The sequence below is a fragment of the Streptomyces sp. NBRC 110028 genome, assembly GCF_001417735.1.
Classification (GTDB): Bacteria; Actinomycetota; Actinomycetes; order Streptomycetales; family Streptomycetaceae; genus Streptomyces.
Window position 1 is genome coordinate 308,657 of sequence record NZ_BBUZ01000025.1, and the last position, 14,392, is coordinate 323,048.

The 14,392-nt window shown below is 71.2% G+C and carries 14 protein-coding genes and 1 tRNA gene; 11 read left to right on the forward strand and 4 right to left on the reverse strand.

The annotated features are described in order from the left end of the window. Positions 1–58 precede the first annotated feature (58 nt). The 5 genes from ASC60_RS14000 (at position 59) to ASC60_RS14020 (ending at position 4,071) form a co-directional block, all read left to right on the forward strand. Positions 59–517 (forward strand): peroxiredoxin, encoded by a 459-nt coding sequence (locus tag ASC60_RS14000; protein ID WP_055550594.1) that lies wholly within the window; start codon positions 59–61, stop codon positions 515–517. A gap of 143 nt (positions 518–660) precedes the next feature. Further along, positions 661–1,236: a TerD family protein gene (locus ASC60_RS14005; RefSeq protein WP_055550596.1), complete on the forward strand. Its 576-nt coding sequence runs from the start codon at positions 661–663 to the stop codon at positions 1,234–1,236. A 161-nt stretch (positions 1,237–1,397) separates the two neighbouring features. Next, positions 1,398–1,973 carry a TerD family protein gene (locus tag ASC60_RS14010; protein WP_055550598.1) on the forward strand — a complete coding sequence of 192 codons (576 nt, stop codon included), beginning with the start codon at positions 1,398–1,400 and terminating at the stop codon, positions 1,971–1,973. Positions 1,974–2,025: 52 nt separating this feature from the next. Then, positions 2,026–3,210, forward strand: a complete 1,185-nt coding sequence (locus tag ASC60_RS14015; protein WP_055550600.1) for a DUF475 domain-containing protein — start codon at positions 2,026–2,028, stop codon at positions 3,208–3,210. A gap of 135 nt (positions 3,211–3,345) precedes the next feature. Beyond that, positions 3,346–4,071: a TerD family protein gene (locus ASC60_RS14020; RefSeq protein ID WP_055551082.1), complete on the forward strand. Its 726-nt coding sequence runs from the start codon at positions 3,346–3,348 to the stop codon at positions 4,069–4,071. Positions 4,072–4,092: 21 nt separating this feature from the next. Here the strand turns inward: ASC60_RS14020 and ASC60_RS14025 are convergent, their stop codons facing one another. Beyond that, positions 4,093–5,154 carry a TerD family protein gene (locus ASC60_RS14025; RefSeq protein ID WP_055551084.1) on the reverse strand — a complete coding sequence of 354 codons (1,062 nt, stop codon included), beginning with the start codon at positions 5,152–5,154 and terminating at the stop codon, positions 4,093–4,095. Positions 5,155–5,376: 222 nt separating this feature from the next. Between ASC60_RS14025 and ASC60_RS14030 the strand changes: the two genes are divergently transcribed. The 4 genes from ASC60_RS14030 (at position 5,377) to ASC60_RS14045 (ending at position 10,851) form a co-directional block, all read left to right on the forward strand. Then, positions 5,377–6,573 (forward strand): HpcH/HpaI aldolase/citrate lyase family protein, encoded by a 1,197-nt coding sequence (locus tag ASC60_RS14030; RefSeq protein ID WP_055550603.1) that lies wholly within the window; start codon positions 5,377–5,379, stop codon positions 6,571–6,573. A 5-nt stretch (positions 6,574–6,578) separates the two neighbouring features. After that, positions 6,579–9,179 (forward strand): phosphoribosyltransferase, encoded by a 2,601-nt coding sequence (locus ASC60_RS14035; protein WP_055550606.1) that lies wholly within the window; start codon positions 6,579–6,581, stop codon positions 9,177–9,179. Positions 9,180–9,210: 31 nt separating this feature from the next. After that, on the forward strand, positions 9,211–10,071 hold the full coding sequence (locus ASC60_RS14040; protein WP_055550607.1) for a hypothetical protein: 861 nt from the start codon (positions 9,211–9,213) through the stop codon (positions 10,069–10,071). 168 nt (positions 10,072–10,239) lie between these two features. Beyond that, on the forward strand, positions 10,240–10,851 hold the full coding sequence (locus tag ASC60_RS14045; protein ID WP_055551086.1) for an O-methyltransferase: 612 nt from the start codon (positions 10,240–10,242) through the stop codon (positions 10,849–10,851). Positions 10,852–10,889: 38 nt separating this feature from the next. On the opposite strand, the gene ASC60_RS14050 is transcribed toward ASC60_RS14045, so the two are convergent. The 3 genes from ASC60_RS14050 to ASC60_RS14055 all read right to left on the reverse strand — a co-directional run bounded on the left by ASC60_RS14050 (position 10,890) and on the right by ASC60_RS14055 (position 13,391). Further along, complete coding sequence (locus tag ASC60_RS14050) at positions 10,890–11,762, reverse strand: DUF4383 domain-containing protein (RefSeq protein ID WP_055550609.1); 873 nt, start codon at positions 11,760–11,762, stop codon at positions 10,890–10,892. Positions 11,763–11,849: 87 nt separating this feature from the next. After that, positions 11,850–12,071: a zinc ribbon domain-containing protein gene (locus tag ASC60_RS39135; RefSeq protein ID WP_079038385.1), complete on the reverse strand. Its 222-nt coding sequence runs from the start codon at positions 12,069–12,071 to the stop codon at positions 11,850–11,852. A 69-nt stretch (positions 12,072–12,140) separates the two neighbouring features. Further along, entirely contained in the window at positions 12,141–13,391 is a 1,251-nt protein-coding gene (locus ASC60_RS14055; protein ID WP_079038386.1) for a hypothetical protein, read from the reverse strand. 167 nt (positions 13,392–13,558) lie between these two features. Between ASC60_RS14055 and ASC60_RS14060 the strand changes: the two genes are divergently transcribed. Together ASC60_RS14060 and ASC60_RS14065 are read left to right on the forward strand one after the other, a co-directional pair. Beyond that, positions 13,559–13,630 (forward strand) — tRNA-Val (locus tag ASC60_RS14060). Positions 13,631–14,141: 511 nt separating this feature from the next. Continuing rightward, positions 14,142–14,375 (forward strand): helix-turn-helix domain-containing protein, encoded by a 234-nt coding sequence (locus tag ASC60_RS14065; protein ID WP_055550611.1) that lies wholly within the window; start codon positions 14,142–14,144, stop codon positions 14,373–14,375. Positions 14,376–14,392: the final 17 nt, after the last annotated feature.

Genomic DNA, 14,392 nt, shown 5'->3' on the forward strand with positions numbered 1-14,392 from the left:
GCTCGGCGCGTAGGGTGGGCGTGATCAGTCGATTCTTTGATGTGAAGGGATGGCTCCCATGGCCATAGAGGTCGGTACGAAGGCCCCGGACTTCGAGCTGAAGAACCAGCACGGCGAGTCGGTCCGGCTCTCCGACTTCCGCGGCGAGAAGAACGTCGTGCTGCTCTTCTACCCGTTCGCCTTCACCGGCGTGTGCACCGGCGAGCTGTGCGCGCTCCGCGATGAGCTGCCGACGTTCGTCAACGACGATGTGCAGCTGCTCGCCGTCTCCAACGACTCGCCCTTCAGCCTGCGGGTCTTCGCCGAGAAGGAGGGCCTGGAGTACCCGCTGCTGTCGGACTTCTGGCCGCACGGCGAGGCCAGCCGCGCCTACGGCGTCTTCGACGAGGAGAAGGGCTGCGCGGTGCGCGGCACGTTCGTGATCGACAAGGAGGGCGTGGTCCGCTGGACGGTCGTCAACGGCCTCCCGGACGCCCGGGACCTGAACGACTACGCCAAGGCCCTCGAAAGCCTGTAACGGGCACGTGAAGCCGATACCGGGCGGCCGGAAGCCTGTATCGGGCGGGAACCGCTCACTGGGATCGACGCGTTGATCCTGGTGGGAAACCTCATGGAGATAGGGGCACGCAGTGCTCCTGACGAACCCTATTGGGAGGACTCGTGGGAGTCAGCCTCAGCAAGGGCGGCAACGTCTCGCTGACCAAGGAAGCCCCTAACCTGACCGCGGTCGTCGTCGGTCTGGGCTGGGACGCCCGTACCACCACGGGCACTGACTTCGACCTCGACGCCAGTGCCCTGCTCACCAACACCGAGGGCAAGGTCGCCAACGACCAGAACTTCGTGTTCTTCAACAACCTCAAGAGCCCCGACGGCTCCGTCGAGCACACCGGTGACAACATCACCGGTGAGGGCGAGGGCGATGACGAGCAGATCAAGGTGAACCTGGCCGGGGTCCCGGCCGATGTCGCCAAGATCGTCTTCCCGGTGTCGATCTACGACGCCGAGACCCGCCAGCAGAGCTTCGGCCAGGTGCGCAACGCGTTCATCCGCGTGGTGAACCAGGCCGACGGCAATGAGCTGGCCCGCTACGACCTCTCCGAGGACGCCTCCACCGAGACCGCCATGGTCTTCGGCGAGCTGTACCGGAACGGGGCGGAGTGGAAGTTCCGTGCCATTGGCCAGGGCTATGCCTCGGGCCTGCGTGGCATCGCGCAGGACTTCGGCGTCAACGTCTGAACCGGCCCGGCAGCCCGGCCGGGCCGGCGGGAGACATCTCCTGAGCCTGCCGGGCACGCCGAGGCCGCCGCGTCCGGCGCCGCACTCCTGTGGACGACAGACGGGAGTGCGGCGCCGGATGCGCGTCGCACCACGCACTACCCCGGGGAGGGACCAGGATCATGGGCGTCACGCTCGCCAAGGGAGGCAACGTCTCCCTTTCCAAGGCCGCGCCGAATCTCACCCAGGTGCTCGTCGGCCTGGGCTGGGACGCGCGCTCCACCACCGGAGCACCGTTCGACCTCGACGCCAGCGCGCTGCTGTGCGAGTCCGGGCGGGTGCTCGGCGACGAGTACTTCGTCTTCTACAACAACCTCAAGAGCCCCGAGGGCTCCGTGGAGCACACCGGCGACAACCTCACCGGTGAGGGCGACGGCGACGACGAGTCGCTGCTGATCGACCTGACCAAGGTCCCGGAGCGGGTCGACAAGATCGTCTTCCCGGTCTCGATCCATGACGCCGACGCCAGGCGCCAGACGTTCGGGCAGGTCAGCAACGCGTTCATCCGCGTGGTGAACCAGGCGGACGGCAATGAGCTGGCCCGCTACGACCTCTCCGAGGACGCCTCCGGCGAGACCGCGATGATCTTCGGCGAGGTTTACCGGTACAACGGCGAGTGGAAGTTCCGTGCGGTAGGGCAGGGGTACGCGTCAGGCCTCCGGGGTATCGCTCTAGACTTCGGAGTCAACGTTTCGTAAAGCCGCGTAACAAGGCGCGGGGGAGACCGTACGCAGAAGGATTGGGTTGCCAGTGCTCCTCAAAACCTTTGGTTGGTCGTTCGCCGTCACGGTGATCGGTCTGGCCTTGGCCGGCGTCCTCTGGGGGTGGAAGGGGCTCGCGATCGTCGGGATCCTCTCGATCCTGGAGATCTCGCTCTCATTCGACAACGCGGTCATCAACGCGGGCATCCTGCGGAAGATGAACGCCTTCTGGCAGAAGATCTTCCTGACCGTCGGCATTCTCATCGCCGTCTTCGGCATGCGTCTGGTCTTCCCGGTGGTCATCGTCGCCATCACGGCGAAGCTGGGGCCGATCGAGGCCGTGAACCTCGCGATCAACGACAAGGACAAGTACGAACACCTGGTGACGGGTGCCCACCCGGCGATCGCGGCCTTCGGCGGGATGTTCCTGCTGATGATCTTCCTCGACTTCATCTTCGAGGAGCGCGACATCCGCTGGCTGGGCTGGCTGGAGAAGCCGCTGTCCAAGCTCGGCAAGCTGGACACCTTCTCGGTGGTCATCGCCCTGGCCGTGCTGCTGATCACCGCCACCACCTTCGCCACCGACGTGGCGCACGGCGGCGGCGACAAGAGCGCGACCGTGCTGCTGTCCGGGGTCGCCGGACTGATGACGTACTTGATCGTCAACGGGGTCTCCGGATTCTTCGAGGACAAGCTCGAAGAGGACGACGACGATGACGAGGGCGCGGACGGCGAGGACGGGGTCGACGAGAAGAAGCCCGCCGAGAGCGCCCAGCTGAACGGCGGCGCCGCGCGCGGCAGCAGCGGTGCCACGGTGGTCGGCCTGGCCGGCAAGGCCGCGTTCTTCATGTTCCTCTACCTGGAGGTCATCGACGCCTCGTTCTCCTTCGACGGCGTGATCGGCGCCTTCGCGATCACCAACGACATCTTCGAGATGGCGCTGGGTCTGGGCATCGGCGCGATGTACATCCGTTCGCTGACGGTCTACCTGGTCCGCCAGGGCACCCTGGACGACTACGTCTACCTGGAGCACGGCGCGCACTACGCCATCGGCGCGCTCGCCGGCATCCTGCTGGTCACCATCAAGTACGAGATCAACGAGGTCATCACCGGCGTGGTGGGCGTCGCCCTCATCGGCGCCTCGTACTGGTCCTCGGTCATCCGCAACCGCCGGGAAGCACAGGGCGGCGGGGCCGGATCCGAGGAAAAAACGGAAGTCACGTCCGGAGTCTGACCGCCGGAGTGTGACACACCGGCGTTTGAGGAACGCTCTGAAGCGGGGCGGCCGAGGTCTGTGGACCTCCCGGCCGCCCCGCCGTAGTTGAGCGGCTTTGAGGCAGTGGGAGCCACGAAGGGTGGGGTGCGCACGATGGCGTTCTGGAGCAACTGGGGGCGGTCCGCGTGGCGCGAGTTCGACAGCGGCGACGCGAGCGGCGCGGTCGAGCTGACCAAGCGCCACCAGACCATCTCGCTGACCAAACAGGGCGCCGCCAGCGGCAACCTGCGGATCAACCTGTCCTGGCAGATGCGCACCTCGGACTTCAACAGCAAGGGGCCCAGTCTGCTGCGCCACCCGCTGCAGATGTTCAAACCGCAGGTGGTGCAGGCCCAGGGGCCCGCCATGGTCAATGTCGACCTGGACCTGGCCGTCATGTACGAGCTGAAGAGCGGAGCCAAGGGCGTGGTCCAGCCGCTCGGCGACTTCTTCGGCAACCTCAACGAGGCGCCGTACGTCAAGCTCAGCGGGGATGACCGGTTCGGCTCCGGCATGGGCGAGACGATCTACATCAATCTGGACCACAAGGACGACATCAAGCGTCTGCTCGTCTTCGTCTACATCTACGACGGCACCCCTGCCTTCGACCGTACGCACGGCATGGTCACGCTGTACCCCAGCAACGGCCCGCGGGTGGAGATAGCGCTCGACGAGCGGGCCCCGCAGGCCCGCTCCTGCGCCGTGGTGATGCTGGAGAACGTCAAGGGCGAGATGATCGTCCGCCGCGAGGTGAAGTACGTGTACGGCTTCCAGGCGGAGCTGGACCGGCTGTACGGGTGGGGCCTCCAGTGGGGCCGCGGCTACAAGTCGAAGGTGTAGGAGCGGCCCCGGCCGTCGCTGCTAGCGCTTCTGGAACTGCGGCCCCTGCGGCGGCAGGGTGAAGTTGGGGTCCGGGAACGGCATCGGGAGCGGTGGCGGGGGCGGCGGATCGGTCCGCTGCACCTGCTGCGGATAGCCGTACGCGGGCGGCTGCGGATAGCCGTACGACGGCTGCTGCGGATAGCCGTACGCGGGCGGCGCCGGGGGCTGGGCGGGCGGCGGATAGGCCGGTGCCGGGACGTGCGGCGGCACCTGAGGCGGTACGGGCGGCTGTGGCGGCAGGTAGTAGTCGCCGTCGCCCGTCGCGCCGGTCGGGGTGGCGCCCTGTCCGGCGGCGAGCGGCTGGGTCGCCTGCGGGTCCCAGGGGTCGGGCTGCGGCAGGGGCCGGGGCGGCGGCAGAGCGGTCGTCTCGGCCTGGCTCGGGGCCGGGGCCTGCGGGCTGCTCGGCTCGGCCGTGGCGAGGGCCTCCGGCTCCTCCGCGCCGCCCTGGCCGGTGCTCTGCCCGGCGCTCTGGTCCGCCTCCGCTTCCGCGCCCTCGCCGTCGTCCACCGAGATGCCGTACTCCGTGGCCAGCCCGACCAGACCGGACTCATAGCCCTGCCCCAGCGCGCGGAACTTCCAGCTGTCCCCCCGGCGGTACAGCTCGCCGCAGATCAGCGCGGCCTCCTTGCCGGTCTCCGGCAGCACCGCGAAGATCGCCAGCGGCTCCTCGGCGGCCGACGGCGACGCGTCGTACAGCAGCAGGCTCAGATCCCGTACCTGCCCGAAGGTGCCGCCGTCCGCCGACGCCGCCAGCACCACCCGGTGCACTCCCGGCTCCAGCCCGGTCAGATCGGCCTCGATGGTGTCCGTCAGCCCCTCGGGCGCCTGTTTCTTGGGCAGGTGCCGGACCAGGCCCGATGGGTGGCGCGGCTGGTTGTAGAAGACGAAGTCCTCATCCGAGCGCACGCGGTCGTCCCCGCCCAGCAGCAGCGCCGAGGCGTCGATGTCCGGCACGTCCGTGCCGGGGGTCCAGCGCAGCACCGCGCGTATGGCCGTGGCCTCGAGCGGGATGTTCGATCCCTTCAGCATCGCGTGCGTCATGGCCGTCATCCTGCCCTCCCGCCGGGTGCGGGGACAACGCAGGGGTACGGGGAAGTGCTGGTGGGATGTGGCGGGACGGGCATGCCGGATACCGGGGCGACGCATAGGAGTTACGTGATTTTCACGGCCTTGGGGAACTTTTGACCCGGGCCTGGACGTACGATAATCGGCCACCCGAGGGTCGTGTGGCCCGGGTGGGGAACCGGCAGTGCGGGGAGAAACATGCGGCATTTTGGACATCTGCCGGACGAGGCGCGGACACGTCTCTTCCATCAGCAGCCCGTCGAATTCACGGTCGACTCACCGGCCCGGACCCTCGCCGTCGCGCTCGGCGCCACCCTCTACAGTCCCGCCACCCGGCCCGCCCTCGCCGACGACATCGTCAAACAGGCAGGTCGGGGCGTTGTCTCCATGGTGCTGTGTCTGGAGGACTCGATCCACGACGCCGAGGTGCCGGGCGCTGAGGAGAACCTCGTGCGGCAGTTCACCGATCTCGCCGGACGCGGCCTGGACACCGAACTGCCGCTGCTCTTCATCCGCGTCCGCACTCCTGAACAGATCGTCGATCTCGTCCGGCGGCTCGGCCCGGCCGTGCGGCTGCTGTCCGGATTCGTACTGCCCAAGTTCACCGAGGAGCGCGGAGTTCCGTTCCTGGAGGCGCTGATATCGGCCGAAAGCCATGAGGTGGCCGAGGAGTTGGGGGACCGGCGACTGTATGCGATGCCGGTTCTGGAGTCACCGGAGCTGATGCACCGCGAAACCCGCACCGAAACCCTCGCCGGGATCGGCCGGATCGTCGACAAATACCGGGAGCGGGTGCTGGCGCTGCGGCTCGGGGTGACCGACCTGTGCTCCGCGTACGGGCTGCGCCGGGCGCCCGACATGACCGCGTACGACGTCCAGCTCGTCGCGTCCGTCATCGGCGACGTGGTGAACATGCTGGGCCGCGCCGACGGCACTGGATTCACCGTCACCGGCCCGGTGTGGGAGTACTTCAAGCAGCACGAGCGCATGTTCAAACCACAGCTGCGGCTCAGCCCCTTCTCCGGGCGCGCCGAATCGCTGCGCGCCGCGCTCATCGAGCACGACATGGACGGGCTGCTCCGCGAGATCGAACTGGACCGGGCCAACGGGCTGCAGGGCAAGACCTGCATCCACCCCACCCATGTCGCCCCGGTGCACGCCCTGTCCGTGGTCAGCCACGAGGAGTTCAGCGACGCGGTGGACATCCTCGAACCCGAGCGCTGCGGGGGCGGTGTGCTGCGCTCCGCGTACACCAACAAGATGAACGAGGTGAAACCCCACCGGGCCTGGGCCGAGCGGACCTTGCAGCGCGCCGAGGTCTTTGGCGTCGCCCGGGAGGACGTGAGCTTCGTGGAGCTGCTGGCCGCGAGCCTGCGGACGGTACGAACGGCGTGACCCCTATGAGCGGAAACGAGGCGGACAGCGTGGTGTGGTCGGGACAGTGGGTCGCGGACCGGCTCGGCGTACGGCTCGACGGCGACGGGCGGCTGCCCGGGCTGCTCGGGCTCGCCCTGCGGCGCAACCCCAAGCGGGCGCATCTGCTCGTGTCGAACGTGCTCGGCAAGCACGTCCCCCAGCGCCCCGCCGCCGTCCACGGCGCGGGCGTAGCGCTCGGACAGCGGGTGCGCGCCCTGCTGGGCGACGAGGCGGCGGCCCGCGCCGTCGTCCTCGGCTACGCCGAGACGGCCACCGGCCTCGGCCACAGCGTCGCGGACGGGCTCGCCCTGGCCCCCTATCTGCACTCGACCCGCCGCCCGGTCGCGGGCGTGCCCACGGTGGGCGGCTTCGAGGAGGAGCACAGCCACGCCACGTCGCATCTGCTGCTCCCGGAAGACCCCCGGCTGCTGGCCACGGACGGCCCGCTGGTCCTGGTGGACGACGAGTTCTCGACCGGCCGTACCGTCCTCAACACCATCGCCGCCCTCCACCGCCGCTTCCCCCGCGACCGCTATGTGGTGGTCGCCCTGGTCGACATGCGCTCCCCCGAGGACCGCGCCCACCTGGACGCCTTCGCGTCCGACCTGGGCGCCCGCGTGGACCTCGTCTCCGCGGCGACGGGCACGGTCGACCTCCCGCCCGACGTCCTGCCGCGCGGCCGCGCCCTGGTGGCCGCCCACGCCCCGGCCCCGCCGGAAGCGGGGGCGGCCCCGGCGACGGCCGGGGGCCCGGGCGCGGACGGCCCGCAGCTCCTCCGGGTCGAGCTGGGCTGGCCCGCGGGCCTGCCGGACGGCGGGCGGCACGGCTTCACCCCCGCCCACCGCGCCCGACTGGAGGCCGCGCTCCCGGCCATGGCGGCGCGCCTCGCCGAGGCGCTGACCGACGCGCCGGGCGCCCCGGCCGGGCCGGGCACCCCCGTGCCGTCCGCCAACGGTTCGGCGCCAGCGCCCGGCGCCGCGCCTCGCCGCGTGCTTGTCCTCGGGTTCGAGGAGCTGATGTACGCCCCGCTGCGGCTCGCCGGGGCGCTGGACGACGTGCTCGACGACGCCGAGGTACGGTTCTCGACCACCACGCGGTCGCCCGTGCTGGCCGTGGACGACCCCGGCTACGCGATCCGTACCGCGCTCACCTTCCCCGCCCATGACGCCCCCGCCGACGGGCCCGGGCCGCGCTACGCGTACAACGTGGCGCCCGGCGCCGACCCCGCGCGCCGCTTCGACGCGGTCGTCGCCGTCGTCGACTCGGCCGCCGACACCCCCGCGCTGCACGCCCCCGAAGGGCTGCTCGCGCGGCTGGCCGCGCACACCGACCGGCTGCTGCTGGCCGTCGTCCCCTCCCATGTACCGCCCCCCTCAGCCCCCACGCCCGTCCCCGTCCCCACGCCCGCCCCCGCCCCCGAACGGCAGGCATCCATGCCCCAACCGCCGCCCGAGCCCCTGCGCGGTCCCGCGTTCTCGTCCTACGCCCCCGATGACGTCGGCTGGCTGCTCCAGGACTTCTCCCACGTCACCCTCGAAGCCCCCACCGAGGAGCGGGAGGAGGCGATCCAGAGCGGCGGAGCGCACTACGCCGAGTCGCTGCCCGTCGAGTACCAGCCCAGCAAGGCGTACCAGGAGCTGTTCCGGGGCGCGCTGACGGCCTCCGCGGGCCGGATCGCCCGCGCGGTCGGCACCGTCACCGAGACCGTGCTCGCCGAGCGCTCCCCGCGCCCCGTCCTCGTCTCGCTCGCCCGCGCCGGTACCCCCGTCGGGGTGCTGATGCGCCGCTGGGCGCGCCACGCCCACGGTCTGGACCTGCCGCACTACGCGGTCTCCATCGTGCGCGGCCGCGGCATCGACACCGCCGCGCTGCGCTGGCTGGCCGACCACCACGACCCGGCCGATGTGGTCTTCGTCGACGGCTGGACGGGCAAGGGCGCGATCACCCGCGAGCTGTCGGACGCCCTCGCCCCGTACCCGGACTTCGACCCGCGGATCGCGGTCCTCGCCGACCCGGGCCGCTGCGTGGACACCTACGGCACCCGCGACGACTTCCTCGTCCCCTCCGCGTGCCTCAACTCCACCGTCTCCGGGCTGATATCGCGCACGGTGCTCCGCGCCGACCTCGTCGGGCCGGACGACTTCCACGGCGCGAAGTTCTACCGCGAGCTGGCCGGGGTGGACCTCTCCGGCGACTTCCTCGACGCCATCACGGCCCGCTTCGAGGAGGTCGCCGACGGCGTGGCGGCCGACACGAAGGAGCTGGCCGCCGCCGACCGCACCCCGACCTGGGAGGGGTGGCGGGCCGTCGAGCGGATCAGCGAGGAGTACGGCATCCACGACGTCAACCTCGTCAAGCCGGGCGTCGGCGAGACGACGCGCGTGCTGCTGCGCCGCGTCCCGTGGAAGATCCTCGCCAAGCGGGGCGCGGGCGCGGACCTGGACCACGTACGGCTGCTCGCCGAGCAGCGCGGGGTGCCGGTCGAGGAGACCGACGGCCTGCCGTACACCTGCGTCGGGCTGATCCACCCGCGCTACACACGAGGCGCCACCGGCGCGGACGGCAAGGCGGTGGCGGCGAGATGAACATGTCGGCATATGCGGTGGAGGCGGCCCGATGACCGTTCTGGTGGCAAGTGATCTCGACCGTACGCTGATCTACTCGGCGGCGGCGCTCGGCCTCACCGTGCCCGACGCCGAGGCGCCCCGGCTGCTGTGCGTCGAGGTGTACGAGGGCAAGCCGCTGTCGTACCTGACGGAGACCGCGGCCGGGCTGCTCGCCGAGCTGGCCCGTACCTCCGTCTTCGTACCGACGACCACCCGCACGCCCGAGCAGTACCGGCGGGTACGGCTCCCCGGCCCGGCCCCCCGCTTCGCGATCTGCGCGAACGGCGGCCATCTGCTCGTCGACGGCGAGTCCGACCCCGAGTGGCACGCCGGTGTGCGCGGCGCCCTGGCCGACGGCTGCGCCCCGCTGGAGGAGGTCCGCGCCCACCTCACCGCCACCGCCGACCCGGCCTGGCTGCTCAAGGAGCGGGTCGCGGAGGACCTGTTCGCGTATCTCGTCGTGGAGCGGAAGCTGCTGCCCGACGAATACGTCAAGGAGCTGGCGATGTGGGCGGAGCCGCGCGGCTGGACCGTCTCGCTCCAGGGCCGCAAGATCTACGCCGTGCCCAAGCCGCTCACCAAGAGCGCGGCCGTCGCCGAGATCAAGCGCCGCACCGGCGCGGACGAGGTGCTCACCGCGGGCGACTCGCTCCTCGACGCCGACCTGCTGGCGGCCGCCGACCACGCCTGGCGCCCCGGCCACGGCGAACTGGCCACCGAGGGCTGGACGGCACCGCACGTCACGGCCGTCGAGGAGCAGGGCGTCGCGGCGGGCGAGGCGATCGCCCGCGCCCTGTCCGAACACGCCTCCCTCCACTGGGCGAAGGCCCGCCGCGAGGTCATCCGCGCCGTTTCCCGCGGCCGGGGCTGAACAGCGAACCCATGGACCACGTGGGGGCCGGGCCGTCCCGGCCCCCACGTGGCGTCCGCGTTACAGTCCGGTACGGGGACGGGACCGGACCGCCTGAGCCGGACGGACGAAGGGGGCCATGTGGCCGAGAGCAAGAGCACCCCGATCACCAGCGAGTTGTACGGCTACATGCTGGCCCACAACCCGCCGCTCGACCCCGTGCAGCGCGAACTGGTCGACGTGACGCACGCCCATCTGCCGCAGTACGCCGGGATGCAGTCCGCCGAGGAGCAGGGCCCGCTGCTGGCGTTCCTGGTGCGGCTGACCGGCGCCCGCCACATCGTCGAGGTCGGCACCTTCACCGGCTTCTCCGCGCTGTCCATGGCGCGGGCCCTGCCCGCCGACGGCACGCTGGTCGCCCTCGACGTATCGGACGAGTGGACCGCGTACGGGCGCCGGGCGTGGGCCGAGGCGGGCGTCGCCGACCGCATCGACCTGCGGATCGCGCCCGCCCTGGACAGCCTGCGCGCGATGCCCGCCGAGCCGCACATCGACCTCGCCTACCTGGACGCGGACAAGGGCAACTACATCCCGTACTGGGAGGAGCTGGTGCCGCGGCTGAACCCGGGCGGGCTGATCGTCGCGGACAACGTCTTCTACGGCGGGGCCGTCGTCGACCCGGCGGCCACCGGGGGAGGCGCCGCGATCAGGGCCTTCAACGACCATGTGGCGGCCGATGACCGCATGGAGGCGGTCATGCTCACGATCGCCGACGGCCTCACCCTGGCTCGCCGCCGCTGACCTGCCGCCTCTGACCTGCCTCTCTCGCCGCCGCCGGCCTAGCCCTCGGCGCGGTGGCGGCGGGGCCAGTGCCGGTGGGGGCGGCGTGGCCCGGACGGGGCCGCGTCCTCCGGCGCCCGGTCCAGCTTCCCCCACTTCCCCGGCGGCTTCTCTTCCCCGCCGGCTGCCCGGTGGGTGGCCTCATCGCCGCCCACATGATCGGCCACGCTCCGCCGACCCGGCCGCTCCGGCCGGTCCGGCGGTTGCGCAGGGCTCGGCGGGCCCCCGGGCCGTGCGGGCTCGCCGGGGGACACGGCCTGCCCCGCCCCCGCCTCCGCGGCCCGCCGCCGGGCGGCCATGAGCTCGCGCGCCCGGGCCTCGCGCTCGGCCTGTTCGGGGTGGCGGGAGATCCAGTACGGGTTGTCGTGCGACAGCTTGCTGCTGACCCTCCCGTACATCCCGAACCACATCAGCATCAGGCCCACCACAAAGCTGAACAGCACGTTCTGCAGCCGGAAGGCCAGGAAGTTGAAGCTGGTCTCCAGCACCGCGAGATTGACGAATCCGCTCAGCAGGAAGAGCAGCCCGAGCACCATGTTGAGCGTCGAGGCGAAGTTGCCCCCGATGACCATGCCGATGAACAGCAGCGCCCCGATGGCGATGGACAGCACGCTCAGCGCGCCGTCGGTGTTCAGCCCGGCGGCGGTCGTGCCGCCGATGTCGAAGAACCCGATGTTGTCGGTCAGACCGAGGATGCCGAAGGCGAGCAGGATCAGCCCCATCAGCCCCGCGCCGAGGCGGTAGACCCTGCTCAGGCTGTGGTCGACCGGCAGATGCTCATCCAGCTTGGTGCGCCCGCCGATCCGCTCCGGGAAATGCCGCGCGGAACCCGCGGGGTGCGGACCGATGGGGGAGGGACGGCCGGTAGCCATGTCGGCCTCCTAACCGGCGAGGCCGTACCCGGTGGGTACGTGGGGATACGTGCCGTTTTACGCACCCCCATGACGTACCTCCCAGGATCAGCCGCAGCACCCGCCCCCGCAACACCCGCCCCCACCACCGGCGGGTGCCGCCGGCGCCGAGGAGGAGGCCGAACCGCCCATCACGGCGACGGTCGACAGCAGCTTCACCGTGTCGTCATGCCCGTCCGGGCACGATGCGGGTGCCGAGGACTCGGCCATGGGCCGGTTGAGCTCGAAGGTGGTCCCACAGGCGCGGCAGCGGTATTCGTAGCGAGGCATGTCAGGAGCATAACCATCCCGGCCACCCCGCAGCCCCCGATTCCCGGCCCGTACGCGCCGCGACCGGCCTCAGTGCCCGCCCCCGAGGTCGTCACGGATCTCCCGCACGACCCGGGCGGCGGTCTCCCGGACCGCCTCCGTCTCCATGAGGAAGTGCCACCAGTCGGGATGCCGCCCCTCCAGCCCCGCGATCGCCCGCTCCAGCCGCCCCACCGCGTCGTCCAGCGGGCGGGCGTGGCGCGGATCGGGGGTGCTGCGCCCGGCCATCGCCAGCCGCTGCGCGTCGCGGATCGCGAACCGGGTGCGCTCGATCTCCTTGTCCTGGTTGAACGACACCTCATCCAGCCGCCGCAACCGGTCCCCGGCCGCCGACACCGCCTCGTCCGTGGTGTTCAGCAGCGCCCGTACCGTACTGAGCAGGGCCGTGGCGTCCGGCCAGCGCTGCTCCTCACGCGCCGTCCGCGCCTCCCCGAGCTTCGCCTCGGCCTGCGCCACGTCCCGCGCCGCCTGCCCGGGCACCGACTGCAGGTCCTGCCAGCAGGCCGCGCTGTAGCGGCGGCGCAGCTCACTGAGGACCGGCTCCACCCCGGCGGCCCGGGTGGTGATCGCCTGGGCGCGGGTCCGCAGCGACACCAGCCGCCGGTCTATCTCGGCCGCCCGTTCCGGCAGCCGCTCCGCCTCCCCGCGGACGGCCTCCGCCCGCCGCAGCACATCGTCCGCGCGCCGGATGGTCTCCTGCACACCGTGCCGCCCGGCGCCCTGGTTGAGCTTGGTCAGCTCGGGCGCCAGCGCCGCCAGCCGCGCCGCCAGATCGTCCGCCCGCAACCCGGAGCCGCGCACCTCGTCCAGCGCGTTGGTGGCCGCCAGCAGCGCCTGCCGTGCCCGCTCCACCGCCGGCGCCAGCCGCGCGAGCTGCGTCTCGGCCTGCTGCAGCAGCGGCCCCAGCCCCTGCCCGAACCGGTCCAGATCCACCTTGGTCCGCCGCAGCTCGTCCCGGGCCCGGGTCAGCTCCGCCCGCGCCCGCCCGGCGGCCGCCGCGTCCAGACCGTCATGGTCCAGGTCGTGCGCGTCCACCGCGCTGATGTACTCATGGCTGACCTGGTCGATCCGCTGCCCGAGCGCCGCGAAGTCGGCGGCGGCCCGGCGGGCGGCGGGGGAGTCGTCCACCGCCGTGATCGTCTCTATCGAGATCCGCAGGTCCCGCTGCGCGGTGTCCAGCTCGTAGAACGCGGCCGCCGCGGCATCCTTCGCCGCCTGCGCCTCCGCCCGCTGGCTCTCCCCGCGTCCCCCGAACCACCGCCGCGCAGGTGTCGCCGCCACTTCCCTCTCCCAATGGATCGCCCGGGCCCGGATGTCATTCTCCCACCCACCAGGGACGAACACAGAGGTCGGTACGGTTCGCGTCGCCGGCCTTCTTCCTGCCACGACCGGCGGCGCGACCGGATTGCGGCGCCGCCCCGCGAACAAGGTAGGCTGACAGCCCCCCAGGGCGCATAGCTCAGCGGTAGAGCGCTGCCCTTACAAGGCAGATGTCGGCGGTTCGAACCCGTCTGCGCCCACAGTGATTGACCGCAGGTGAGAGCCTGTTTCGGCCCCTCAACCCACCCGGGTTGGGGGGCCGTTCGGCGTTCGGATGCCACATAGATGCCACATCCCCAGTGGATCATGGGGGCGCAATGGTGTGTAACGCTCGCGACGGGGTACCTCACTCGTACATTGGTCAGCGAGGGGTGGCGCTGCTCTCAGTCCGGCGCCCCGATTTCCGCCTCAGCAGACCCGTGGGCCAGCAGCTGGGGAGAGTTGCGCCACGGGAGAGCGCCCCCCCGCCGCAACATTCGGCGGGGGGCGCCTGTACGTAAACCTAGCCGCCCCGGGGGCACGTCACCCCCGGGGCGGGACGCCTTGGCTGAACCTTGGCGTCTAACGGCGACATGGGGCGGATTTCCGTACGCCCCCGCGCCGCTCCTGAGAGCGCCCGCCCGCCGCGCGGAGGCGGTTGTAGGCGCTCAGTCTGCGGGATTTACCACACGTGGTAAGGACTTCCGCGCGTGATCGCCCGAGCGTAGGAAGGTGCCCGACGATCAACTCCCCCTCTGGATTCAGCAGCATCGATGGGATGTTGGGCACCGTCTCCGCGACCTGCGCCGCGAGAGAGGTCTCACCCAGTTGCAGTTGGGGACCCGGGCCGGGGTCGACGACAAGACCATCTCCCGGATTGAGAACGGCAGGCACCCGACGTCTATTGATCAGATCGCCCGGCTGGCCCGTGCGCTCGGTGTCGCGTCCCATCGCCTGTTCCCGTGACCGTGGATTCGTGAGGG

Coding starts and splice junctions, on each gene's coding strand:
- ASC60_RS14025 (WP_055551084.1), bottom strand. CDS start 5,154: ATGACGCACGCGATGCTGAAGGGATCGAACATCCCGCTCGAGGCCACG.
- ASC60_RS14000 (WP_055550594.1), top strand. CDS start 59: ATGGCCATAGAGGTCGGTACGAAGGCCCCGGACTTCGAGCTGAAGAAC.
- ASC60_RS39135 (WP_079038385.1), bottom strand. CDS start 12,071: ATGCCTCGCTACGAATACCGCTGCCGCGCCTGTGGGACCACCTTCGAG.
- ASC60_RS14020 (WP_055551082.1), top strand. CDS start 3,346: ATGGCGTTCTGGAGCAACTGGGGGCGGTCCGCGTGGCGCGAGTTCGAC.
- ASC60_RS14035 (WP_055550606.1), top strand. CDS start 6,579: ATGAGCGGAAACGAGGCGGACAGCGTGGTGTGGTCGGGACAGTGGGTC.
- ASC60_RS14050 (WP_055550609.1), bottom strand. CDS start 11,762: ATGGCTACCGGCCGTCCCTCCCCCATCGGTCCGCACCCCGCGGGTTCC.
- ASC60_RS14045 (WP_055551086.1), top strand. CDS start 10,240: ATGCTGGCCCACAACCCGCCGCTCGACCCCGTGCAGCGCGAACTGGTC.
- ASC60_RS14010 (WP_055550598.1), top strand. CDS start 1,398: ATGGGCGTCACGCTCGCCAAGGGAGGCAACGTCTCCCTTTCCAAGGCC.
- ASC60_RS14040 (WP_055550607.1), top strand. CDS start 9,211: ATGACCGTTCTGGTGGCAAGTGATCTCGACCGTACGCTGATCTACTCG.
- ASC60_RS14030 (WP_055550603.1), top strand. CDS start 5,377: ATGCGGCATTTTGGACATCTGCCGGACGAGGCGCGGACACGTCTCTTC.